17 protein-coding genes and 1 tRNA gene are annotated in these 22492 nt (G+C 67.9%); 9 read left to right on the top strand and 9 right to left on the bottom strand.

The window, feature by feature from the left end; translation table 11 throughout:
• From ABZ319_RS15265 to ABZ319_RS15255, 3 genes are all read left to right on the top strand, one after another.
• The coding region (locus ABZ319_RS15265) for a molybdopterin-dependent oxidoreductase (protein ID WP_354987010.1) at window positions 1-1077 on the top strand (1077 nt) is incomplete at its 5' end.
• 389 nt (window positions 1078-1466) lie between these two features.
• Window positions 1467-2591, top strand: coding sequence for a sensor histidine kinase (locus ABZ319_RS15260; protein WP_354987009.1), 1125 nt, complete (start codon window positions 1467-1469; stop codon window positions 2589-2591).
• Complete coding sequence (locus tag ABZ319_RS15255) at window positions 2588-3193, top strand: response regulator transcription factor (RefSeq protein ID WP_354987008.1); 606 nt, start codon at window positions 2588-2590, stop codon at window positions 3191-3193. Before ABZ319_RS15260 ends, ABZ319_RS15255 begins: the two co-directional genes overlap by 4 nt.
• Window positions 3194-3333: 140 nt before the next feature.
• Here the strand turns inward: ABZ319_RS15255 and ABZ319_RS15250 are convergent, their stop codons facing one another.
• Complete coding sequence (locus ABZ319_RS15250) at window positions 3334-5325, bottom strand: TPM domain-containing protein (RefSeq protein ID WP_354987007.1); 1992 nt, start codon at window positions 5323-5325, stop codon at window positions 3334-3336.
• Between the two features lie 63 nt (window positions 5326-5388).
• Here ABZ319_RS15250 and ABZ319_RS15245 point away from each other — a divergent pair, with 63 nt between their 5' ends.
• The 3 genes from ABZ319_RS15245 to ABZ319_RS15235 are packed head-to-tail and all read left to right on the top strand — an operon-like array spanning window position 5389 to window position 8056.
• On the top strand, window positions 5389-6084 hold the full coding sequence (locus ABZ319_RS15245; protein WP_354987006.1) for an MBL fold metallo-hydrolase: 696 nt from the start codon (window positions 5389-5391) through the stop codon (window positions 6082-6084).
• Window positions 6085-6116: 32 nt separating this feature from the next.
• A complete protein-coding gene (locus ABZ319_RS15240; RefSeq protein ID WP_354987005.1) occupies window positions 6117-6788 on the top strand; it encodes a YdcF family protein in 672 nt (223 codons plus the stop codon).
• On the top strand, window positions 6788-8056 hold the full coding sequence (locus ABZ319_RS15235; RefSeq protein WP_354987004.1) for a deoxyguanosinetriphosphate triphosphohydrolase: 1269 nt from the start codon (window positions 6788-6790) through the stop codon (window positions 8054-8056). The genes ABZ319_RS15240 and ABZ319_RS15235 overlap by 1 nt, the downstream gene beginning before the upstream one ends.
• A gap of 115 nt (window positions 8057-8171) precedes the next feature.
• Here the strand turns inward: ABZ319_RS15235 and ABZ319_RS15230 are convergent, their stop codons facing one another.
• From ABZ319_RS15230 to ABZ319_RS15220, 3 genes are all read right to left on the bottom strand, one after another.
• Complete coding sequence (locus tag ABZ319_RS15230) at window positions 8172-8846, bottom strand: ATP-binding cassette domain-containing protein (RefSeq protein ID WP_354987003.1); 675 nt, start codon at window positions 8844-8846, stop codon at window positions 8172-8174.
• Entirely contained in the window at window positions 8843-9391 is a 549-nt protein-coding gene (locus ABZ319_RS15225) for a biotin transporter BioY (protein ID WP_354987002.1), read from the bottom strand. Before ABZ319_RS15225 ends, ABZ319_RS15230 begins: the two co-directional genes overlap by 4 nt.
• 118 nt (window positions 9392-9509) lie before the next feature.
• Window positions 9510-10100 (bottom strand): energy-coupling factor transporter transmembrane protein EcfT, encoded by a 591-nt coding sequence (locus ABZ319_RS15220; protein WP_354987001.1) that lies wholly within the window; start codon window positions 10098-10100, stop codon window positions 9510-9512.
• A gap of 99 nt (window positions 10101-10199) precedes the next feature.
• Between ABZ319_RS15220 and dnaG the strand changes: the two genes are divergently transcribed.
• The gene (gene dnaG, locus ABZ319_RS15215) at window positions 10200-12128 is read left to right on the top strand and encodes a DNA primase (RefSeq protein ID WP_354987000.1); all 1929 of its coding nucleotides are present in this window, start codon (window positions 10200-10202) and stop codon (window positions 12126-12128) included.
• Window positions 12129-12208: 80 nt separating this feature from the next.
• Here the strand turns inward: dnaG and ABZ319_RS15210 are convergent, their stop codons facing one another.
• Complete coding sequence (locus tag ABZ319_RS15210; protein WP_354986999.1) at window positions 12209-12454, bottom strand: hypothetical protein; 246 nt, start codon at window positions 12452-12454, stop codon at window positions 12209-12211.
• Window positions 12455-12627: 173 nt separating this feature from the next.
• Between ABZ319_RS15210 and ABZ319_RS15205 the strand changes: the two genes are divergently transcribed.
• Both ABZ319_RS15205 and ABZ319_RS15200 read left to right on the top strand, forming a co-directional pair.
• Window positions 12628-12700, top strand: a tRNA-Asn gene (locus ABZ319_RS15205).
• Window positions 12701-12756: 56 nt separating this feature from the next.
• Window positions 12757-12885 carry a hypothetical protein gene (locus ABZ319_RS15200; RefSeq protein WP_354986998.1) on the top strand — a complete coding sequence of 43 codons (129 nt, stop codon included), beginning with the start codon at window positions 12757-12759 and terminating at the stop codon, window positions 12883-12885.
• Window positions 12886-13129: 244 nt separating this feature from the next.
• Here ABZ319_RS15200 and ABZ319_RS15195 read toward each other — a convergent pair whose 3' ends face one another.
• From ABZ319_RS15195 to ABZ319_RS15180, 4 genes are read right to left on the bottom strand one after another with little or no spacing between them, the layout of a single operon-like run.
• Window positions 13130-14359 carry a TIGR02679 domain-containing protein gene (locus ABZ319_RS15195; protein WP_354986997.1) on the bottom strand — a complete coding sequence of 410 codons (1230 nt, stop codon included), beginning with the start codon at window positions 14357-14359 and terminating at the stop codon, window positions 13130-13132.
• Between the two features lie 11 nt (window positions 14360-14370).
• On the bottom strand, window positions 14371-19452 hold the full coding sequence (locus ABZ319_RS15190) for an SbcC/MukB-like Walker B domain-containing protein (RefSeq protein ID WP_354986996.1): 5082 nt from the start codon (window positions 19450-19452) through the stop codon (window positions 14371-14373).
• Window positions 19453-20826, bottom strand: a complete 1374-nt coding sequence (locus ABZ319_RS15185; RefSeq protein WP_354986995.1) for a DUF2398 family protein — start codon at window positions 20824-20826, stop codon at window positions 19453-19455.
• The gene (locus tag ABZ319_RS15180; RefSeq protein WP_354986994.1) at window positions 20823-22427 is read right to left on the bottom strand and encodes a DUF2397 family protein; all 1605 of its coding nucleotides are present in this window, start codon (window positions 22425-22427) and stop codon (window positions 20823-20825) included. Before ABZ319_RS15180 ends, ABZ319_RS15185 begins: the two co-directional genes overlap by 4 nt.
• Window positions 22428-22492: the final 65 nt, after the last annotated feature.

Genomic DNA, 22492 nt, shown 5'->3' with positions numbered 1-22492 from the left:
AGAAACCGGACCGGGCTCTTCACTCCCGCCCGAGCGGGCAGGTTACGTGTCCCGCATTCGACGACGGCCGGCGCCGGGTTGTTCGCCGCCGCCGAAACCCTCGTGCGCCGCACCGATCAGCGCCATCGCGATCGCGTCGCCGCGATCGGGCCGATGGGGTCGGGCACCCCGGTTCCCGACGACGGGCTGAGCAACGAGCCCGGCCTGTCCCCGCTCATCACCAGGGCGGGCCGGTTCTACGTCGCCGACGTGAACTCGCGCGCACCCCGCATCGATCCGGCCCAGTGGCGGCTGTCGATCACCGGCAAGGTCGCGCATCCGCTGCGGCTCTCGCTCGCCGATCTCGCCGATCAGGCCGTCGAATTCGACGCCGTCATGGTGTGCGTCCACAACGTGCCCGGTCAGGGCCGCGCGGGCAACGCCCGCTGGTTCGGCGTCCCGCTCGCCACGCTCTTCGACCACGCGGTCCCCGATGCGGGCGCGACCCGCCTGATCACCCGCGCCGTCGACGGCTACACGATCTCCCTGCCGCTGGACGAGCTGCGCAGCGGCGAACTGCCCGGCTACCTGGTCATCGGAATGAACGGCGAACCCCTGCCGCCCGAGCACGGCTTCCCGGCCCGCGTCTTCGTGCCCGGCCTCTACGGCCAGTACACCGGCGCGAAGTACCTCGCCGAACTGGAGTTCTCCGACGATTCGCACGTCGACTACTGGTGGAAGCGCGGCTGGACCAGGGAGACCCTGCGCGTCACCCCGCAGGCCCGCATCGACGTCACCGCCACCGCCGAACCCGGCTCGGGCAAGACGACCCTGGCGGGCGTGGCCTGGGCCCCGCCCCAGGGCGTCTCCCTGGTCGAGATCCGGGTCGGTGAAACAGATTGGCTCCCCGTCGAACTCGGCGCGGAGATCGCCCCCGCCGCCTGGCGGCGCTGGCGCACGGTGGTGGACCTGCCCCCGGGCACCCACGCGATCTCGGCCCGCGTCACCGGCCGCTCGGGCCAGGTCCAGAGCGGGGAGCCGGCGGCACCGTTCCCGGTGGGCCCCAGCGGCTTTCACACGGTGACCGTGACGGTCTGACCGAAGTCGTTGCGGCGCGGGATGGACGCCAGGGTGTCGCAGGCCGAACGCCTCCGGTCCCGTTCCCGGTGGGCCCCAGCGGTTTCCACACGGTGACCGTGACGGTCTGACCGAAGTCGTTGCGGTGTGGGATGGACGCCAGGGCGTCGCAGGCCGGACACCTCCGGCCCCCGGTAGCCGTGGCGGTGGACTCGGGAACGCTCCATCTGCCCGGCCGTTCGCATGAACGCGTGACAGGTGTCATGGGCGAAGCGTGACGGTCGTGAGCGGCGTCCGCGGCGGGCGTGGCCCAGGGTGGAGGGATGAGCGGTGACGGGCGGTGGTTCGCGAGGGCGGCGCGGTGGTTCGTGCCCGGCCGCCGGTTGCGCGCTGGGGTAGCGTCCCGCGATGTGCGGGACAGTGTGGCGACGCGGCGGCGGGTGGGATTGATCTTCGCCGCGGTGTGGGCGGTGTATCTGGTGGATCCGCTGCGGCGGGCGTGGAGCCTGGACGACCCGCTCGAGCGGGCGTACAGCCTGGGTGTGATCGTGGCCTTCGGGGTGTGTTTCGTGGGGGCCTACTGGTATCTGCTGCGCGGCTCGGGCGGGCGGGACGTGTGGATCGATCCGCACCCGCGCACGGTCGTCGTGCCGCTGGCACTGCTGTGCGCGCTGATGGCGGCGGCCGCGCCGACCCTGCACTCGGAGGTGCTCGGGCTCGCGATCTTCGTCGGCACGTTCATCGCCTTCGCCCTGCCGGTGCCCCGTGCGCTGGTGGCGCTGGCCGTCCTGATCCTGGCCACCACGGTGGTGCCCCAGCTGCTGGCGGGACAGCCGCCGGCCTACGCGACGATGTCCTCCATCGCCATGTCGGCGTTCGCGGTGGGCGGCATCCGCGAGGTCATCCGCCGCAACCAGCAGTTGAGCCTGGCCCGGAAACAGTTGACGGAGTTGGCGATCGCCGAGGAGCGCCTGCGGGTGGGCCGGGACGTGCACGACATCCTCGGCCACTCGCTGACCGTCATCACCGTGAAAACCGAACTGGCGCAGCGACTGCTGGACGTCGATCCGGAGCGGGCGCGCACCGAGCTGGCCGATGTCGAACGGCTCGCGCGCGAAGCCCTGTCGGGGGTGCGCAGCACGGTCGGCGGGCTGCGCGAGATCTCTCTGGAGGGTGAACTGGCCAACGCGCGAACCGCCTTGAGCGCGGCCGAGATCGAGGCGTCGCTCCCGGACTCCGACGAGCTGCCCGTCCGGCACAGCGTGGTCTTCGGCTGGGTGCTGCGGGAGGCCGTGACCAACGTCGTGCGGCACAGCGGCGCGCGGCACTGCACGGTGCGCGTCACCGGCGCCACCATCGAAATCAGCGATGACGGTGTGGGTTCCGGCGGCGAACCGCACTTCGGCTCCGGCCTGAGCGGCCTGCGCGAACGGGTGCGCGCGACCGGAGGCACCCTCACCGTCTCGAACCGTCCCGAAGGCGGATTGCGGGTGCTGGCCAGCTTTCCGGCGGGTCTGACGAAGGAACTGGAATGATCAAACTCTTGCTCGCCGACGATCAGGCGCTGGTGCGCGGGGCGCTCGCCGCCCTGCTCGGCCTCGAGCCGGATCTGGAGGTGGTGGCCGAGGTCGCGCGCGGCGACGAGGTCCTGGCCGCGGTGGAACGCACCGCACCCGACGTCGCCCTGCTGGACGTGGAAATGCCCGGCCTGGACGGCATCTCGGCCGCCGCCCGGCTGCACGCCGCCCACCCCGAGGTCCGCATCCTCATGGTCACCACGTTCGGCCGCCCCGGCTACCTGCGCCGCGCGATGGACGCGGGCGCGAGCGGCTTCGTCGTGAAGGACACTCCCGCCCGCGAACTCGCCGACGCGGTCCGCCGCGTCCACATGGGCCTGCGCGTGGTGGACCCCGCCCTGGCCACCGAAACCCTCACCGCTGGAACATCACCCCTGACCCCGCGTGAACGCGAGGTCCTCGCCGCCGCGGTGGACGGCGCGACGGCCGGGGTGATCGCCAAACAGCTGCACCTGTCCGAGGGCACGGTCCGCAACCACCTGTCCGCCGCGATCGGCAAGACCGGCACCACCACCCGCGCCGAAGCGATCCGCGCCGCCGAACGCCTCGGCTGGCTGTGACGATCTGATCGGCCGCGCCGGGCGAGGGCGCGAACAGCCGCGATGGTCCGGGCGTGCGAGCGGTCACGCCGCGGGCGGGTGGCTCCGCACCACCGCCCATATTCCGCTGCCCGGAGTCGCCGACGGCCGATGCGTGCCGGTCAGAACCGCCCGCCGCGGCTGATGCGGCGGGAGCCGTTCGACCCGCCGAAGGAACCGGGGCCGTAACCGCCGCCGCCCCCACCGCTACTGCGACCCCCGCCGCCGCGATAACCGGTGCCCATCCCGCGCAGCATCCCGTCGATGAGGATCCCGCTCAGCACCGCGCCGGTCTGGGAGTTCGAGCTCGGCTGGCGGGCCTGCCAGTCGCGCACCGCGGCCTGGGCGGTGTGCAGGGCGCTCGCGCCGAGCTCGGCCGCGCGCTGGGCCGCCTGCAGCGCCTGGGCCGGGTCGGTGGCCGAAAGCCGCTGCGCCTGTTCCAGATTGCGCTGTGCCTCGGCCAGCCGGGTGCGCGGTTCGGCGTCCACGCCACCGCGCCGGGTGCCGATGAAATCCGAGGCCGCGTTGATCTGACTGCGGGCCGCGGTGAGCGTCTGCTCGAGGCGGCGCCCGAGTTCCTCGGCCGCGAGCTTGCGATCGGTGGCGGCGGCGATCGCCCTGTCCAGTGCGGTATCCGCCGTCACCGCCGCGCGGAACGCGCCCAGCGGATTGCTCTCACCGTCCCGCACTGCCTGTTCCAGAGCGGAATTCGCGGCGCCCACCGCGCCGGTCAGTTCGACGCCGCCGTGCTGGGTCAGCCCGGCCGCCGCGGCCAGATCGCGCCGCAATTCCTCGATGATGCCGGGCAGTCCGCCGCGCGCCTGGTCGATATCGGTGGCCGCGGTATCGACCGCGTCCAGCAGCGCCCGCGCGGTGTCGAGCGCGGATTCGGCCCCGCGAATCGCCGCCACCGCCGCACCCTGTTCGCCGACCGGCCGGGCCACCGCCGCGCGCCCGTCGGCAATACCGCGCTCCGCGAATGCGATTCGCTCGCGCGCCATACTGACATTGTCGTGAATGGGCGCGAGCACCGAAGCCGGATGCGCCGCCGTCAATTCGCGCAGCGTCGCCTCGGAATTCGGTGTGCGCGTTGTCAGATCCACCACCGAGCGGGTCAGCGTATCCAGTCGTTCGCCGGCATTGATGAGCAGATTTCGCATGGCGTCGAATTCGGTGACCTTGGCGTCGAGTTCGCGATTGGCCCGCCCGCATCCGCCGATGATGTCGACCAGCATGGTGCGCTGCTGATCGGGCGTTTCCGGAATATCGTCGTCCAGCAGCTGGCGAATGGAGAACGCTTTGGCCAGCGCCTGTTGCGCGGCGGTCAGGGCCGCGGTGAACGGCGCGGTGGCCGTCGCCCCGAATTCATCGGTGGCCAGACGCAATTCCTCGGCACTCGTGCGCAAGGCGTCATCGGTGTCGACCAATACTTCCTTCGACCGCGCATCCAGCGTGTCGAGAGGCAACGCGCCGAGTGCCCGCGTGTCGGCCGGATCAATTTTTCGAGCGCCTTCCAACTCGGCTTTCCCGCGGCGCGCCTTGCGCCGGCGACCGAAGAACCACAGTGCCAGTACGACCAGTACGACGATCAGCACCAGCAGCAGAATGGTGCGCGGGCTCACGCCGCCGGAGGAGTTCATGGCCTCGGACAACCCGTTCGCCGCGGCCACCCCCGCCCCGGCCCAATCCCCGGCGCGCAACTTCGGCTCGACCTTGTCGATGAGCAGTTCGTCGAGATCCTTGTCGCTGACCGACGCGGGCGCCTGACCGGTGAACGCGTACGCCCGATCGTCGACCGCCACCGAAAGCAGCACGTCCCGATCCCCGAACCCCGAGGCCCGCGCGGTGCGCTCACCCCATTCGGGGGCGTCGAGCCCGTCGAAATCGTGCACGTACACGACCCACAGCCGCTCGTGGTCCTTCGTGTACAGCTCGTCGATCGCGGCCTGGAGTTCGGCGGTCTGCCCGCCGCGCAGCGCACCCGCCTTGTCGGTGACGTAGCCGGGCAGTCGCTCGGGCGGTTCGGCCGCGGCCGGAGCCGCACCGCCGCCCAGCACGGCCAGGCTCAGCAGGAATCCGGAGGCGAGCAGGGACAGCTGCTTCGATAGCCGCATGCCACGAATCTATCCGGCGGACGCGGGCCACGGAGATTCTTCCGTCCACCCGTGTCGGCTGCGATGACTACGATCGGTGGAGTGATCACGATCGATTCCCCCTACACGGGTCATGTCACCCCCGGTTCCAACCCGCAACAGCGGTCGGTGCCCGGTGCGCGCATCGTGAAGATGTCGGTCGGCGCCATGGACAACAACGTCTATCTGGTGCAGTGCGCGAACACCGGCGCCACGCTGCTCATCGATGCCGCGAACGAGGCCGAGCGCATTCTGGAGCTGCTCGACCAGGAGGCACCCGCCGGCGTGGCGCTGCTGGTCACCACGCACCAGCATCCGGACCACTGGTGGGCCCTGGCCGATGTGCACGCCAAATCCGGGATGCCCACCGCCGCTCACGAACTCGACGCCGCGGCGCTACCCGTCGCGCCCGAACGCCTACTCGCCGACGACGATCGCGTCACGATCGGCGACCTCGAACTGCGAGTCATCCACCTGAGCGGGCACACGCCCGGCTCGGTGGCGCTGGCGCTGACCGACGGTGACGGCCGCACCCACCTGTTCACCGGAGATTCGCTGTTCCCGGGCGGAGTCGGCAAGACCGGCTCGCCCGCGGAGTTCACCGCACTGCTCGGCGATGTGGAGTCGAAGCTGTTCGGCCGCTACCCGGACGACACCGTCGTGTATCCCGGGCACGGTGACGACACCACCCTCGGCGCGGAGCGAGACAGCTTGCCCGAGTGGCGGCGACGAGGTTGGTAAAGCTCCGGAATCGCATTCCCGAGCCCACTCCCATGGCGACTCAGCAGGAGGCGGACAAGTCCCGCGGCGGCCGTGCCGGGGGGATTCTGCGCTGGGCGCGGCGCATCGCGGTCGGGGCGCTGGTGATGGGTGCGCTGGTGATCGGCGGGACCGCCTTCCGGGTGTGGCAGGTGGCGCGAATCAGTGATCACACCCCGGCGGACGCCATCGTGGTGCTGGGCGCGGCCCAGTACGACGGGGTGCCCTCGACCGTGTTCGAGGCGCGCTTGGACCAGGCGTACAAGCTGTACTCCAAGGGTGTGGCACCGCTCATCGTCACCGTGGGCGGCAAGCAGGTCGGTGATCAGTACACCGAGGCGGCCTCGGGCAAGAACTATCTGAAATCGCGTGGCGTACCGGCGGATCGGATCCTGGCGGTGGAGACGGGCTCGGACACGCTGCAGAGCGTGGAGGCGGTGTCCACCGCGCTGCTGGCGCGCGACAAGTCCTCGGTGGTGCTGGTGAGCGATCCGTGGCATTCGCTGCGCACGCGCACCATGGCACGCGACGCCGGGCTGACCGCCTGGACCGCGCCGACCCGCACCGGTCCCGCCGTGTACACGCGAGAATCGCAGGCGCACGGCATAACTCGGGAGACCTTCGCTTTGCTGTGGTATCAGCTCTCGCACTATTCGGCCGACTTCACCTACACGGCGGATCAGTGATGAACGCGCGCATCGACTACGACCACATCTACACCGACGCCGATCGCGAGCGCCTGGTCCCCGAACGCGATCGCACCGCGGGCCTGAGCTGGTCGCCGACCCCGGCGCGGCGCAGCGAATTCGCCCGGGACAGAGCCCGGGTGCTGCATTCGGCGGCGCTGCGCCGGCTGGCGGACAAGACCCAGGTCATGGGCCCGCGCGACGGTGACACCCCGCGCACCCGGCTCACCCATTCGCTGGAGGTCGCCCAGATCGGGCGCAGTATCGCCGACGGCCTGGGCTGCGACCCGGATCTGGTGGATCTGGCCGGGCTCGCGCACGACATCGGGCATCCGCCGTACGGGCACAACGGCGAGAAGGCGCTGGACCAATTCGCGGACGCGCACGGCGGTTTCGAGGGCAACGCGCAGAACCTCCGCATCCTCACCCGGCTGGAACCCAAGGTGTTCGACGCCCGGGGACAGAGCTACGGGCTCAACCCGACCCGGGCCGCGCTCGACGCGGTCATCAAATATCCCTGGGGCAGAACGGGTCCCGGCACCAAGTTCGGGGCCTACGAGGTCGACATGGACAGGCTGAACTGGGTGCGCGAGGGTGCGCCCGGCCGGCGGCAGTGCCTGGAGTCGCAGGTCATGGACTGGGCCGACGACGTGGCCTACTCCGTGCACGACGTGGAGGACGGCGTCATCGTCGGGCGCATCGATCTGCGGTCGCTGGCCGACCCGATCGAACAGGCCGCACTGGCCGAACTCGGTGCGCGCCAGAACAAGTCGCTCGGGACCGAGGAACTGATCGCCGCCGCCCAGCGCCTGTCCGAACTGCCGGTGGTGATCGCGGCCGCGACCTACGACGGCTCGCTCATCGCCTCGGTGGGATTGAAGCGCATGACCAGCGATCTGGTGGGGCGCTTCGCCACCGCGGCGGTGGAGGCCACGCGGGCGGCCTGGGGCGGCCGCCAATTGTGCCGGTACACAGCGGATCTGGAGGTGCCGCGGATCGTGGCGGCCGAGGTCGCGGTACTCAAGACCATGGCGCTGCGCTACGTGCTGTCCGATCCGATCCATCAGGTGCGCCAGGCGGGGCAGCGGGAGCGGATCCTGATGGTCGCGCATCACCTGCTCGACGGCGCGCCGCGGGGGCTGGACCGTTTGCTGTTGCCGTGGTGGGAGGCGGCCAAGGACGACACCGCGCGGGTGCGGGTGGTGGTCGATCAGATCGCGTCCTACACCGAGAGCCGGTTGGAGCGGCTCGCGGCCGTGATTCCGTGAGAGTGACCGGTTCCGGCCGAATCCCGCCGAATGCCCGCCGTCGTCCCGGTCTGCTCGTGGCCGGGACCGCACCGGCGCCTGTGAGATTCCTTCCGCGAGCGCGCCGGTAGACCGCTCAGTCGTGCATGGCCAGGTAGTGCGCGATGCTCGTCTCCGGCGGCCCGTCCGCCACGACGCGCCCCGCGTCGAACACCAGCACCCGATCGAAATCGGTGAGCAGGTCCAGGTCGTGGGAGATCACCACCACCTGCTGCGGGAGCTCGCGCAGCAGCGCCGTCACCCGGCGCTTGTTGCGCAGGTCCAGCAGCGTCGTGGGCTCGTCGAAGATGACGTAGCGGGGCCGGACCGCCAGGACGGCCGCGATCGCCAGCAGTTGCTTCTGCCCGCCGCTGAGCAGATGCGCGGGGTGGTTCCGGAATTCGGTGAGCCCGTATTCGGCGAGCACCTCGGTAACCCGTTCGGCGATATCGGCTTTGGCGAGCCCGTGGTGTTTGAGCCCGAACGCGAGATCCTCGGCGACGGTCGGCATGACGATCTGCACGTCCGGGTCCTGGAACACGAAGCCCACGAGCTTGCGAACGGCTCGGCCCTGCTTGCGGGTATCGAGGCCGTCCACCCTGACCCTGCCCGCTGTGGGGACCTGCAGGCCGTTCAACAGCCGCGCGAAGGTGGACTTGCCCGACCCGTTGGAGCCGACGACGGCGATGCGGTCCTCGGTCAGGGTGAGATCGAGGCCGGCGAGCACCTCGCGCTCGCCGAAACGGTGGGCGACCCCCTCGAGTTCGATCACGCGCGGGCCGGGATCAAGGGATACGCCTTGCGCACCGCGATGGCGGCCAGCGAGCCGATGACGGTCTTCACGACGTCGCCGGGCAGGAAGGCGACCGAGGTGGTGATGGCCTTGGACAGCGGCAGGTCCGCGGCCACGGCCATCCACGGCACGCCGATGGCGTAGAGCACGACCGCGCCGCCGAGGAAGTTGATCGCCAGTGCGATGGGCAGGTTGTAGTGCTTCCACAGGCGTTCGGTGAGCAGACCGATCACCAGCGCGCCGATGGGGTAGGCGATGATGAATCCGCCGGTCGGTCCCATGACGACCGAGAGCCCGCCGCGACCGCCCGGCAACACCGGCAGGCCCGCGAACACCAGCACATCGAAGAGCAGGATCGCCAGCGCGCCACGCTTCGCGCCGAGGATCGAGCCGGCCAGAATCACACCCAGCGTCTGTGAGGTGAACGGCGCGAACGCGCCCGGCAACTGGATGAGCGGGAAGAACCCGAGTACCACCATGATTGCCGCGAACAGCGCTATCTGCGCCAAATCCCTACTACGCACCCGGGGAATCTTAGGGGTGCTAACGGGTGAACGGGGTGGCTACGTCTGGTCGATGGGATTCCAGCGAACTCCGGGCATCGAGGATCGGACTGATTCCGGCCCGGGGTCGCGGCCGGGATCAGTCCAGGCCGCGGGCGTCCAGGGCCTCACCGACCTGGTCGGCCATGCGCAGGGTGCGGATCAGCAGGGGGATCAGAAATACCGTGCTGCGCTCGATCCCGCGCGCCCGCTGGGCCGAGCGCACCAGCTCGGCCTGTTCGCGGATGACCGGGATGAAGCGGATCGTCATGGCCACGAGCAGGCCCACGCGTTCGGGCCGCACGCCGAGCGGGCGCAGCGGGCCGAGCAGGCGTTCGATGGTCTCGATGATCGCCGAGGTGCGGGTGGTCAGGGTCACGAGATTCGCGAGCAGGATCAGCGTCAGCAGGCGCAGGCCGACCAGGGCCGCGCTGTGCCCGTCGACGAACAGCCACTGCGCGAGCATGATCAGCGCGAGCACCGGCGCCGCACTCAGCGCCTGGCGCGCGGTGCTCGCCCACGGGATCCGCGCGAGGGCGTAGAGCCCCAGCGTCACCGCCAGCGCCACGCTCAGCCACGGTATCGACCGCACGAAGAACAGCCCGGTGCCCGCGACCGCCAGGACCAGCAGTTTCGCCCCGGCAGGGACGGCGTGCACCGGGGTCCGGGCGTCGTGGAACAGGCTGAGCACCGCTAGATCCTGGCATGCGGGGGAGAAGGCTTTCGGTCCGGTGTCCAGCCCGTGCGTCCGGGTCGAGCGTGTCGGGCGGTCGGGTCTAGACTCGCTGCCGTGGCCGGCCGACTTCCAGACCGCGATATCGCGGCGATTCGTGAACGTGTTCGGATCGAGGATGTGGTCGGTGAGTACGTCGCCCTGAAGCGGGCGGGTGCGGACTCGATGAAGGGCCTGTGCCCCTTCCACGACGAGAAGTCCCCGTCCTTCCACGTGCGGCCCAATCACGGCCATTTCCACTGCTTCGGCTGCGGTGAGGGCGGTGACGTCTTCGCCTTCCTGCAGAAGATCGAGCACGTCGGCTTCATCGAGGCCGTCGAGCAGATGGCCGACCGGCTCAACTACAAGATCAACTACGAGGGCGGCGGCACCTCGGTCCAGCGGGATCGCGGCACGCGCTCGCGCCTGGTCGCGGCCAACGCCGCCGCGCACGAGTTCTACATCGCGCAGCTCGGGACCCCCGAGGCCGAGACCGCCCGCGCGTACCTCACCGAGCGGAACTTCGACCACAACGCCGCGCACCAGTTCGGCTGCGGCTACGCCCCGAGCGGGTGGGACACGCTCACGAAACACCTGATGCGCAAGGGTTTCGAGTTCAAGGAGCTGGAAGCGGCGGGGTTGTCGCGGCAGGGCCAGCGCGGCCCGATGGACCGCTTCCACCGGCGGCTGCTGTGGCCCATCCGCAATCTCGGCGGTGACGTGATCGGCTTCGGCGCGCGGCGGCTGTACGACGACGACACCATGACGGCCAAGTACATCAACACCCCGGAAACGGTGCTGTACAAGAAGTCCCAGGTGCTGTTCGGGCTCGATCTGGCCAAGCGCGAGATCGCCAAGGGGCACCAGGCCGTGGTGGTCGAGGGCTACACCGATGTGATGGCCATGCACCTGTCCGGGGTGAAAACCGCTGTGGCGTCCTGCGGTACGGCCTTCGGCGACGAACACCTCGCGCTGCTGCGGCGCCTGCTCATGGACGACAACTTCTGGCGCGGCGAGATCATCTACACCTTCGACGGTGACGACGCCGGGCAGGCGGCGGCGCTCAAGGCGTTCAGCGGTGATCAGAAGCTGGCCGGGCAGACCTACATCGCCGTGGCCCCCGACGGGCTCGACCCGTGCGAGCTGCGCCAGCGCTCCGGCGACGGGTCGGTGCGCGATCTGGTCGCGCGCCGAGTCCCGCTGTACGAGTTCGTGATCCGCGGCCTGCTCGCCGAACACAACCTCGACACCCCCGAGGGGCAGGTCGACGCGCTGCGCCGGGGCGTGCCCGTGGTCGCGCAGATCAAGGACAACGCCCTGCGCAAGGCGTACGCGACCAAACTCGCGGGCTGGGTGGGCTGGGACGACATCCAGATGGTGGTGCGCCGGGTGGGCGACGAGGCCCGCAAGAACGCGCGCGGTGCGGCGAGCGGGGCCACCCCGCGCCGGGGCGTTCCGGAACGGGAAGCCGCACAGCCGGTTTCCGCGCCCGCCGCGGAGCGGCCGTCGCCCCGTGATCCGGCGCTCATGGTGCAGCGGCAGGCGCTGATCGCGGCCCTGCAGTACCCCGCGTTCGCCGGACCGGTGTTCGACTCCCTCGAGTCCGACGTCTTCACCCACCCGGCGTTCAAGGCCGTGCACGCCGCCATCGTCGAGGCGGGCGGCACGGCGGCCGGGCTGGGCGGTGCGGAATGGGTCGCGGCGGTCGCGGACAACACCGACGACCTCACCATGCGCGCCATAGTCTCGGAATTGGCCGGGGAACAGCTACCCGTGAAATCCGAGGCCGACATCCCGCGCCTGGTCACCGGCGTGCTGGCGCGGGTGCAGGAGTCCTGGGTGGGCCGCCAGATCGCGGAGCTGAAGTCCAAGCTGCAGCGCATCTCCTCCACCGAGCAGTCCGAGGCGTACTTCGCGCTGTTCGGTGATCTGGTGGCGCTGGAGCAGTACCGCAAGAGCCTGATGACCCAGGCGATGGGCAACTCCGAGGACTTCGCCGGGCGCTGAGCACTTCGCCGGGCGCTGTGCCCGGACACATCTCGCGCCCGGCACATTCGCAAATGTGCCGGGCGCGAGATGTTTTCGAGCTATCGACGCAGCTGGTCGTGCGGCACCATGATGGTGGTCCGCTCGTCCAGCGGAACCATGGGCTCCAGCTTGGGCCGCGTGCTCAACTTGTCCGACAACCGCTGCCGGCTCACCTGAACCAGCTTCCGTGTGACCGGACTCTCACTAATTGCGCGGGTGGTTTTACTGATCTGCTCATACCGGGCTCGCCCGGCCTTCGCGCCCAGCACATACCCGGCCGCGACGCCGATGATCAACCGCAGCATGTCGAGAAGCTCCTCCCGTAGGCCAGTCAGCGCCCCCCATCCTGCCTGACACCCCACCCCCCTGTCGATCCGCCCCCCACCGACATGTCCCCAGGTAGAGAGCCGATTTGGGAACTGAACAACCCATGCGCTAAAGTTTTCTCCGGTCGCCCGAGAGGGTGACCGGGACACAATCCCCTATAGCTCAATTGGCAGAGCAGCCGACTGTTAATCGGCAGGTTTCTGGTTCGAGTCCAGATGGGGGAGCGTAAATCAGGCCCCTGACCAGGCAAACTGGTCAGGGGCCTGATCCATTTCATCCGGTGGATTCGACCATTTCCAAGAAAACACCAAAAATTCAGCGCCGCAACGTTCGTCAGCTGGTCGCGGCGCCGAATATCTGCTCAGGCACCGCCGATGAGTTCGGTGCCTGCCGCGGTGACGCGATGTAGTGCCGCTCGGGTGATCCCTTGCGGGAATGCCCCAGCTCACCACTGGCCGCATGGTTTGATCAACTCGGTCTTGTAGAGACCGCTGATCATCTCGGCGAGGGCGTTGTCGTTTGAGGATCCGACAGGCCAACCTAGGGCTAATCTGTGGTAACAAAGTTGACCTGGCTTGCGGTTGGCTCTGGCTAGTTGTCCATCTCGGGATGCGCCTTCTCGATTTGGCTGTCGCTTCGACTTCGGGACACAGTCAGGTGAGTAAGGCTTGCAGGACAGCGTCGTTCTCTTGGAAGACCGCCCTGCCGGTTTCGGTAAGCGCCACTGCCAGCTCCGTCGGGAGCAAAGGCGGAAGAGCGTTCAGCGACACCGTTGACGGACAGGATCCGGCTTGTCGGACGACCTCCTCGTTCATCCCAACGATTCGCGCTCCATAGAGATCCCGGATCTGACCGGCAATGATCAGCCCGTCCCGGTCGAGGTCGCCCGAATACGACAAGGGCACTTCGCAATCGAGGGCTCGTTGGAGGAAAGCGTGATCGACGGCTCGTAGATGCCCACTGGTGCAGGCCAGCGGCTTGGTAAATCCAATTGCAAGAGCTGCTTCGAGGACCGATGGATTTTCAACCACAAGCAGCGGAGTTGCCTCGAGCTCCGGCGGATGGACAGTGAGGTCGTACAGGGTCAGCGGCAATGGCCCCCCGCCGAGCCGAAGGCGTTGGTCCACGATCCCGTTTCCCGACGCCTGTAGGTTGAGCACCAGCACGGACGAAGAGAGACGGTCGGCGAGAATGCCGACTCGGCCGAGTAGGCCACGCACCGCGTCGGGCCGGGTGGGTTCCGGCTCGTCGAGTAGTTCCGTAACTGCCTCCACCAGGCGCCGTCCAGTGAGGGTGTCCAGGTCGAAGGCGTGGGGATCGCCTGCACAGTCGTGCGCTAGCTTCGCCAAGGTCAGCGGCGCGGCCACCGATCCTCGTGAGGTGTCGATCGTGATCAGGGCGGCTTTGAGTCGTTGACATTGCAGAGCGATCGCCTCGATCTCGGAATCGGCGACTCCGCTGGCACAGATCCGGCGAGCCAATCGTGGAACCGCCGCCAGGTCGGATTCGACCTGAGCCCAGAGCTGTTCTCGCGCAGTGGCGCTGGCCGCGCGGACCAGCGCTCGGTTGACCAGTGGCCGACCTACCGCCAGCGTCGCGATCACCGGCAATTGCTCGGGGTCCAGACCAAAATGGTCGAGTAGTTCGCGCAAGGGCACCTGCGTTTGGTTGCCCGCGGTCGACACCGCCGAGTTCCCACGTCGGCGACGGGTACTCGTGTCAAGCCAGTTCCTCAGTACAGCCACACCACCGGCAGGCATGTTGGAAACGGTGATCGTCGCGATCCGTGCTGGTTTGCTTCCTGCACAAAGTCGTTCGTGAACCGCCTCCCACAGCGGGAGCAGATCCGCGTCATCGGCGAGCTCTCGGATGGTGCGCGGCATTTGTGGCTCCGTCACGACAATTCCGCGGTATTCCCGATGCCTTCGGCGATCAGCACTGGCTGACCCGAACCGGTCCAGAGCCAGGGCATCACGACCCGCACATCACCCGAGTGAGTCACTTGAGCGATCATGACCCGTTCAGCCTCGGCCTTGAGCATGGCGCTCATCTCCGGCGCGGTCGAGAGAACATCGAAGTTCCATTTTCGAAGCAGCGCCAGCAACTTTCGGACGTTCTGCGGGTCGAACGCGGCGTTCATCTCGTCGACGAACAACAGCCGCGGGCCTTGGTAGTCCGGTATTCCGTACATCGACCAGGCGGCTGCCAACAACGGAAGCATTGTCGCCAACCGCATTTCACCAGTGCTGAACGAGGCGAGCGGGTTCGTCCGCGCTGTCAGCGGTCGGAATACCTCGGTCGCACCGTCGCCGAACGAGGCATGGGTGACCTTGATGTCCCACTCGTGCCAGACCCGGTAGTCGAAGGTGTGCGCGACGCGGGCCTCCCAGGTGTCTCCGGTCGCGTCTTCGAGCCGCTGGCGTAGCACGTCGTACATTTGCTGGAACGTTTCATCCGACGGCAATGCACTGACCAGCTCGATCATCTTCTGAGCGTCGGGATCGGACTTGACTTTCCAGTCGACTTCGACGCCTACTCGAGCTACACCTGTGCGCACGCCGGCGAGCGTGGCGCGGATCTGCCGGACCAGTTCTTGCGCGGCGGCCCGACGGGTTGCGATCTCTCGGCGCAACGCCGTGAACATACTCGTCTTGAGCGTGTTCTTCACGTCGTCTCGCAGGTCGCGCTGCAGCTGCTCGGCGGTTTGCTGCAGCGTCATGACCGTCTCGTGCAGGTCTTCGCCGATCAAGGCGTCCGGGGCGGCGACGACCGCCCTCCGCCAATCGGTTCCCAGGATGGTCTGCAGCGTCACCTGCCGGTCGAATCGGACCAGCTCGGTGCTGGTCTTCTTGGTTTCGGCCTCCAATCGGACGCGCCGATTCTCGAGCAGCTTGGCGAGTTCGTCACGGGGGTAGGCGCGTGGCTCGGCCGCCAGCATGCTCGTGCCCCACGCCAGGGCCGCAGTGAGATTGGTCGGTCGCCCGGCCGCGTCGACGGGGATGTCGTCATCGACGGTCGCGATGTGCTCGTCGACGAGCCGATTCATCTGCCGCAGGCATCGCTCGCGCCCCAGTTCTGCCTGTTCACGTTGTGGCGCAATGTTTTCGAGGGTGCTGCGCGCACCCGCCGCCGCCACTTCGGCTCGATGGATTTCGTCGCGGACTTCTTCGGCATGCGTTTGCGCGTTCTCATAAGCTGTCGTCGACTCTGTAAGTGCGTGGCGCAGCTGCTCGTACGCGGCACCGTGAAGCTCGCGCATCTGGGCTACGGTTGCGGCTTCGGACAGCGCCTTCGCTCGCGCATTGGTCGCTTCCTCCGACTGCCTGTCGGCGCGTTGGTGCAGCTTGAGCGACGCGGCGGTCGATGTACGTGCTCGGGCACACAGGTTCAGCGCTCGGTCGATGCAGCGCTGCCAGGTGTGTACCTGCTCGAAAAGCTGCGTAAGTGAGCTTGAGAAGTTCTTCAACGCGGCGCGGTCCGTCGGCAGCATCCGGCCCTCTCCCAGGTCCACCGCCCGGTTCAAAGCCAGCAGCGTCTGCCTCGACTTGGCCTGTGCTCTACGAAGCCGTTCTGTGGTGGTGACGACCTGGGTTCGAGCGGTGGTCAACTGTTGGGCGGCATCGTCCTCTTCGGCAATGGCGTCGAATAAGGCCTCCAGCGATGGGAACCTGCGCTGATCGTCGTCTGTGCGGATTTGTGCCGTTGCCGCGTCCTCAAGCCGTGCTGCGGCCAGGACCGCGAATTCGGTTGCTTCCTCGGCTTTCTCGGCTGCGTTGGCCGCCGAGTCTTCGGCCTGCTGTGCCAGTGCACGCGCGGTGTCGACTTCGTTGCCTACGGCAGCGAGGGAGTAGGCGCGGGCGCGTTGCGCGGCAGCCAAGGTGTCGCGGACGGAACGCAAATCGGCGTCTGCGCGTGAATGGCGTTCGGCGGCTTCGTGATCAGCGGTGTGTGCGGCGCCCTGCGCCGTGCGCGCGTTCGAGCGAGCGGCCTTCCAAGGCGCTGACGAGGGTAACGATTCCTGCTCGGCATTCGCCTCGGCTATCGCGTCCTGGCATCGCTGCCGTTCGAGCAGGGCGGATTCGAGTTCGGCGGTGAATCCTTCGAGCCGGGTTTCGAGATCGGCGATCCGTTCCGCGCGAGCTCGTTCTCGTGCTGTTGTCCCGATGTAGCGACAGGTGTAGTTGGTCGGCGCGGCTGCGGTCAGCACGCCGGACCTAACAGTGGTGCCTTCCACAGAATCGACGAAGGAGATGCTGCGTAGCACTGACACTGTCAATGCCGGGTCGATCGGGCTGTCGGGTTCGACGGTGAGCAGATCGGCGAGGTTGGGTCCGTGAACGGGTGGGTTGCCCGTTAGAACGGTGTCGCCGACGCGTGCCCGGCCGTCTGCGGTGACGACGGCGTCCAGGATCCCGGACACCAGAAGTGCACCCTCGCAACGGTTTCGGAGGTCAGCGGGGATATCGTCATGGAAGTTGATCAGCGACCACAGCGGACTGCCATCCGAACGGGTCCGCCAGTTTGGGGCCGTCGGCGGAAGCGGCGCTCGCCTGGCGTCGAGGAGCTCCGCGCTCGTCTCGTCGACGCGTTCTCGGCACTGGTCCACGTCGTGATCGGCCTCGGCGAGCTGACGGTTCAATCGGGCGACAGCGGTTTGGGCTGCCTCGGCCATCGCCGCGTGTAAGGGTCCGTCGTCGTAGTCGGCGAGCACCAACAGCAATCGATCGGCGACAGCTACCGGGGGCGCGGTGCGATCGAGCCGACCCTCGCTTGCCTGGGTTCTGGCCGCGCTCAGCTCGGTGAGCATCTCTTGTGGATCGATAGTGGGCAGTTGCGACCTGATCGTCCAGTCGCCACCCAGGTGCTGCAGGCCGGATCGCCAATTCCGGACACCGTCTGACCAGTCGACGAGCGCTCGCAATGCGTCCTCTGTACGGTCGATTTGCTCGACGATCGCCATATGCCGGTGCTCCCGGGCGGCGTCGACCAGACGGTCGTGTTCCAGCTCAGCCTGGCGTTCGGTGCGGGCCTCGGACTCGTCGGCGATGAGGTTCTGCCGACAGTGCTCGTCGTAACGAGTCTTCAACTCCACGACAGCGTCGGCAGCTTTGTGGGCAGCCGTCTTCTGATCCGAGGCGAATGCTGTGGCCTGGTTCGCGGCGTCATCGGCAGCGGTTTTGCGAACGCGGTGACCGGGGACGTCGAGCCGATCCCGAATTGCACCGGCCTGCTGGTCGAGCCACGCCGTGAGCCGCGCCGGATCGACCCGGCCCTCGATCGGGTCCGGTTCGAGCAGAGCGTCAGGTACCGGCGGAAAGAATTCGGTGGTTTGCTGCCATGCGGTGATCGCGGTGTCGAGTTGCTGCTCGATCGTGCTGCGCGCCGCGACGCATTCGGACAGTGCGGCGTCGCGTCGATCGGCTTCATCCTGCGCGGCGCGGTGCTCGTCGGCGGCGTCGGTCGCAGTCCGATTCGCCGCACCTAGTGCGCCGAGCGCGCCGCTGACCTCTTCGACCTGGCCTCGACGCATACGAACCCATTCCAAGGGGGTGGTGGCGATTTCGTCGACCGGAATGTCGCTCGATGCCACGGCATCCGGATCGAGCTGGTCAGGACGGGCCAGCTCCTCGGCGGTCGATACGAGTCTTGTCAGAACGCTCTCAGCAGCGATTGCGCCGCCGGTCCGGGACAACTCTTGCACCGCCTTCGTCAAGCTCTGTTGCGCTGCGACGGCGTCCCGATTGGCCTGCGCCGCAGTCGCACTCGCGGCGACCGCGTCGCTTCGTCCTTGCTCTGCTCGCTCCTCAGCGGACGCTGCGGAGGTGTCCAGGTCCTTGGCACGCTGTTCGAGGTGGGGGAGTTCGGCGCCGGCGTGGTCACGCAAGGCCGTCTCGGCGGCACGAACTTCGCCCTCGAGCCGGGAAACCTCGAATTTGGCCTGCTTCAAGGCCTCTTGTTGTTGCTCGATAATCGATACGGCGTCACCGAGTTCTTTTTCCGCGGTTCGCTCGGAACGGGTGAGGTTGTCGAAATCGGTGTTCGCCGACCGCAATGCCGCGGCGACGGTTAATGCGACCGCCCTCCGGTACAGCTCGTACACCCGGTCGGTTGCGGCGAGCTTCTTCGCTTGCTCCGTCGTATCGGCCAGTTGACTCTCCAGGGTGGCGATTCGTTGCATCGCCGTGGCGATTTCGCGCATCTTTCCCTGGTCGAGTGCGGGCAAGGCACCGGTGAGCACATCGAGCATCTCGCGTGCGGAGATCTTCTCCGCGGTCCGGACGCTGCGTAACGTGCGCAGGACACTGAGCAGCGCGTCGTACTGGAGTTCGTCGAGCGGTGCGAACAGTCGCGTGCGTACCGCCGTGCGGTATCCCGACTCGGCACCGATCGAACTCAGGTGCGCGGCCGCTTTCGGCCGGAGACGCTGTGCGTCGGTGAAGAGTTCGCCACCGCGGTCGGCGAGTTGCTCAGCCAGGCGGTCGATGGACACCACGTTGCGGTCGATCTGGAGGGTGAGTTCATCGCCGACTCTGGCCGGGGCCAGGAAGAACGCGCGCAGCAACGATTGCCCGGACGAGCGGAGCCACAGGCCCGTCGTCACATACTCGGTCGCACCAGTGACGGGATCTGTTCGGCCGTATTCGAGCCACCACACCCCCGTCTTGTCGTCCTTGTCGCGATTATCGGTATGCCGACTCATCAGGGTCCCCGCCGCACGGCCGGAGACGCTGAGTGCGGTTTGCGAGGTGTCGCCATCGAGCAGGACGGTGACCAGCTGGGAAGCGGTCAAGGATTTGCCCGAGCCATTGCGGCCGATGAACGCGAGCCAGCCGTCGGCGAACTGGAACTCCTCGTCGGTCCATTTCCAGCTGTTGAGCACCCCGGCACGGGTGGGCTGCCAGCGGCCGGTGACCCCGGGAATCCCGTAAACGGGTGAGTCCGTGGCGGTTTCGGCGCGAAACATATCCGTGGACATTCAGTGCGCTCCTTCGGAATTGTCGAACAGCAACAGCGGGGCCGGGGCGACGGTCTTGCCGGTCAGCTCCTCGCTCGAGTCCGGGGAGTGGGCGTTGAGCTTGATTCGCCACATCCGCACCGCGGGGGTGGGCAGCCAACGGCTTTCGTTGTCGTTGTCACCCTCGGACGTGCCGTCGATCGGTGCGACTCGAATCAGGAATCCCGCATCGGCCAGCTCGCCCGCGGCGGCCTCCGCCAGCAGGGACAGCTGGGCGTACGCCGCTGCCCACCGCGGTACCCGAACCCGCACTTGCTCGAACAGCCGCACCGCCTCGCCGATCTCAATGGGTCGTTCGTGCCCGTCGTCGGTCAGCGCGCGGCGCGAAAGGTACTCGAGCAGTGCCAGAGCGGCCTGCCGTTCATTGCGCCGCCCGGTCGGAAAGTCCAGCGCGCTGCCGAGCCCGGAGGGATCGGTGACCTGCCACCAGTCGCGCCGGACAACACCTACCAATCCAAGCGCGTGCAGCACGTTGAGTGCGCGATTGCGGCCGGGCGAGGTTTGCAGGTAGTCGTCGCAGCGCGGGTCTGTTCCCGGGTCGTCGACCAGTCGCCGGATCGCCTGCTGACGTCTGTGGGTCGTGTCGTCGCGTCCACCCCGGCCGTCCGGTGTCGGAAGGGACGGGTCTATTGACGGGGGCTCGGAGTCGACGTCAGCGGTGTCAGCGGTCAGGGCCATGGCGTGCTGCTGCGGCGGGAGCTGCGACAGTTTGAGCAACGAGGGTGAGAGCGAGGAGAACTTCGCCGCCAGCCGGTCCCTCGACGCCGCGACGACTCCGTCGCCGGTGCCGTCCGCAGCGGCCTGATCCAAACCTCCTTCGACGCTGACCGTTCCATCGGCCTCGAGCAGCCGAAGGGCGTCGACCAGGCTCTGCCGATTGGCATGCGCTTCCCGTTTGGACACACCATCGCCAGGCACCACCGCGAACTGCGGCAGCAGACCCTGCTCGCTGTCGGCCGCGCACACCTGCGCCACCGCCTGCAACAGGTCGTTCAACGTCATCCGCGGTCGGCGCCACAGCTGTTCGCAGACCAGGGCGGCCACGATCAACACGAGGCGGGGCGCCACGGTCTGACCCCGGCCCGATCGGCGCAGTCGCGGTCCGCGCTCGCCGGGCACGTCGTGCCTGCGTTTGTGCAACCGGACCATGTCGGCCGGTTCGTAGACGTCCAGAGTCCACCCGAGTTCGGCGGCGAAGAACCTCGTCAGCTCGCCGCGTCCACGAACCGCGGCCCGATACAACTCGGGTTCGCGTTCGGCCAGCAATCGGGCCTGAGCGATCAGTCGGCGCGCCGGCTCGGCGAGGTCGGGATCGAGCAGCGCGTCCTGTCTCATGCGACACCTGCATTCGCGGTCGATGTCGAGTCGGCCTGCACTGTCGGAGCGGGAAGCTCCGCCTCTGCGGACACTACGGTCACCCGAAGGTGGGGCGCGCTCAGCTCGCCTTCGTCCAGTGGCACTACCACTCGCTCATGACGGTCGATGATCCGGACGCCGATGAGTACACCTGCTTCGTAGGCCTCGACTTGTCCGATTCCGGTGGCGGGGTCGATCATGTCCAGTGCTAGTTGCAGCGCGTCGAACAACACAGCGGCGGTCTCCCCGTCGAGTCCCGCGAAGTGGTCGAGTCCGACCTCGCCCGGGGTCAGCAACGCCGCCGCGCAGCGGCGTCGGTGCCGGGCTTGGGCCCGCGCCTGCATGAGAGCTCGCTCACGCTCGGCCGTGGCGTCGGCGACTTTCCTCGGTCGGCCACCGACGGAACCGTGCCGCTCGTGCTCACGCAGTGTCAACTCCACCGTGAACGGCACCTGGCCGGCTGCCGCTGTTGTGGCATGGTCGACGTTCTCCTGCGCCGGGCCCGCGACCACATGCCACGCGGGCCAGTCGCCAAACGCGGCCGCGTATACCTGCTGAGCGCTCTCGTTATCTATCTGCTGATGTAGCGATTGAGCGATGGTCCGGAAGTCGACCGACAGGTCCGACCCGCGCAGCCGCGCGTTGTAGCGGCGATCGACCGCGTTGAGCAGCGTGTTCACCGCACCGTATGCCGACTCGATGAGCCTGGGCACGCTGCCCTCCGGCACGAACCACGCTTCCAACGCCGACAACAGCGACACCCGATCGGTGACCCAACGCTGCTGTGTGTGCGGCTCGAGCAGTCCCGCATGCGTGACTGCGCACTGCACGACATGCTGGTGACCGGCCAGCCGTAGCTCGGTGAGCGCCGCGTCGACCCGTACCAGGCCGCGGTCGTACTCTCGCGCGAACTGCCTCAGCGCCTCGACCACCCGGTCTCGGTTGCCGTCGAAGACCTCGTCCTTGGTGACATCGGACTGCACCAGCTGACCGAGCGCATCGTAGAAGTCGGCTGTCACCCTTTGCAACTCGGCGATGCGCGTTCCGACATTGCTCAGGTCCGCATCAAGGAGACCATGCGAAGCCGGATCCTGGACGTGCTCCAACAGTGTTCGCAAGGTTTGCTCGACACTGTCGAGGAGTCGGCTCGGCAACTGCAACGCCCGGTCTGCCGAGGAGACCGCATTTCGCACCGCGGCGACGACAGCACGTCCTCGACGAGTCAGCGCCCAAGCCTCCTGCCTCCCGAGGACGCCGTGGTAATTGCGAACAGGAGCCGCGAAATCTCGGAACGGCTCAGCCAGACCCCATTTGGCGAGCTGGTCCAGCAATGCTCTGAGATCGGCTTCGGAGATCGGATCGTGAAAACCGACGGCCCGCAGCCGCTCTGTGATCTCGGCGAGGGTCGATCGGGGTCCGCGAGTGCTCAGTTCCTCTAGGGCTGCCAGCAGTGCCGAGTAGCGTTCTCGATACGGCTCCTCGGGTATCGCGAAGGCCGCCCAGTCGCCGGGAACCACACTGCGCCACCACTCCGGCGATTCGCTCAGTTCGCCGCGACCGCAGCCACCTTTTTCAGTCATCCGGTTTCCTCCCCGCCCCAATTCAACACCGGCAGTTACCAATACGGTGTCAAGCGCTTGGCTGG

Origin of the sequence: Nocardia sp. NPDC005978 (assembly GCF_040614455.1) — a bacterium.
Taxonomy (GTDB): Bacteria; Actinomycetota; Actinomycetes; order Mycobacteriales; family Mycobacteriaceae; genus Nocardia.
Note: the sequence above shows the minus strand (reverse complement) of the source record. Positions and strands in the feature narration are given on the sequence as shown.

What these genes read in the sequence shown, in the direction of transcription:
- ABZ319_RS15190 (WP_354986996.1), bottom strand. Translation starts at nt 19,452, where the DNA reads ATGTCCACGGATATGTTTCGCGCCGAAACCGCCACGGACTCACCCGTT.
- ABZ319_RS15195 (WP_354986997.1), bottom strand. Translation starts at nt 14,359, where the DNA reads ATGCCGCGCACCATCCGAGAGCTCGCCGATGACGCGGATCTGCTCCCG.
- ABZ319_RS15185 (WP_354986995.1), bottom strand. Translation starts at nt 20,826, where the DNA reads ATGAGACAGGACGCGCTGCTCGATCCCGACCTCGCCGAGCCGGCGCGC.
- ABZ319_RS15255 (WP_354987008.1), top strand. Translation starts at nt 2,588, where the DNA reads ATGATCAAACTCTTGCTCGCCGACGATCAGGCGCTGGTGCGCGGGGCG.
- ABZ319_RS15250 (WP_354987007.1), bottom strand. Translation starts at nt 5,325, where the DNA reads ATGCGGCTATCGAAGCAGCTGTCCCTGCTCGCCTCCGGATTCCTGCTG.
- ABZ319_RS15245 (WP_354987006.1), top strand. Translation starts at nt 5,389, where the DNA reads ATGACTACGATCGGTGGAGTGATCACGATCGATTCCCCCTACACGGGT.
- ABZ319_RS15240 (WP_354987005.1), top strand. Translation starts at nt 6,117, where the DNA reads ATGGCGACTCAGCAGGAGGCGGACAAGTCCCGCGGCGGCCGTGCCGGG.
- ABZ319_RS15210 (WP_354986999.1), bottom strand. Translation starts at nt 12,454, where the DNA reads ATGCTGCGGTTGATCATCGGCGTCGCGGCCGGGTATGTGCTGGGCGCG.
- ABZ319_RS15180 (WP_354986994.1), bottom strand. Translation starts at nt 22,427, where the DNA reads ATGACTGAAAAAGGTGGCTGCGGTCGCGGCGAACTGAGCGAATCGCCG.
- ABZ319_RS15235 (WP_354987004.1), top strand. Translation starts at nt 6,788, where the DNA reads ATGAACGCGCGCATCGACTACGACCACATCTACACCGACGCCGATCGC.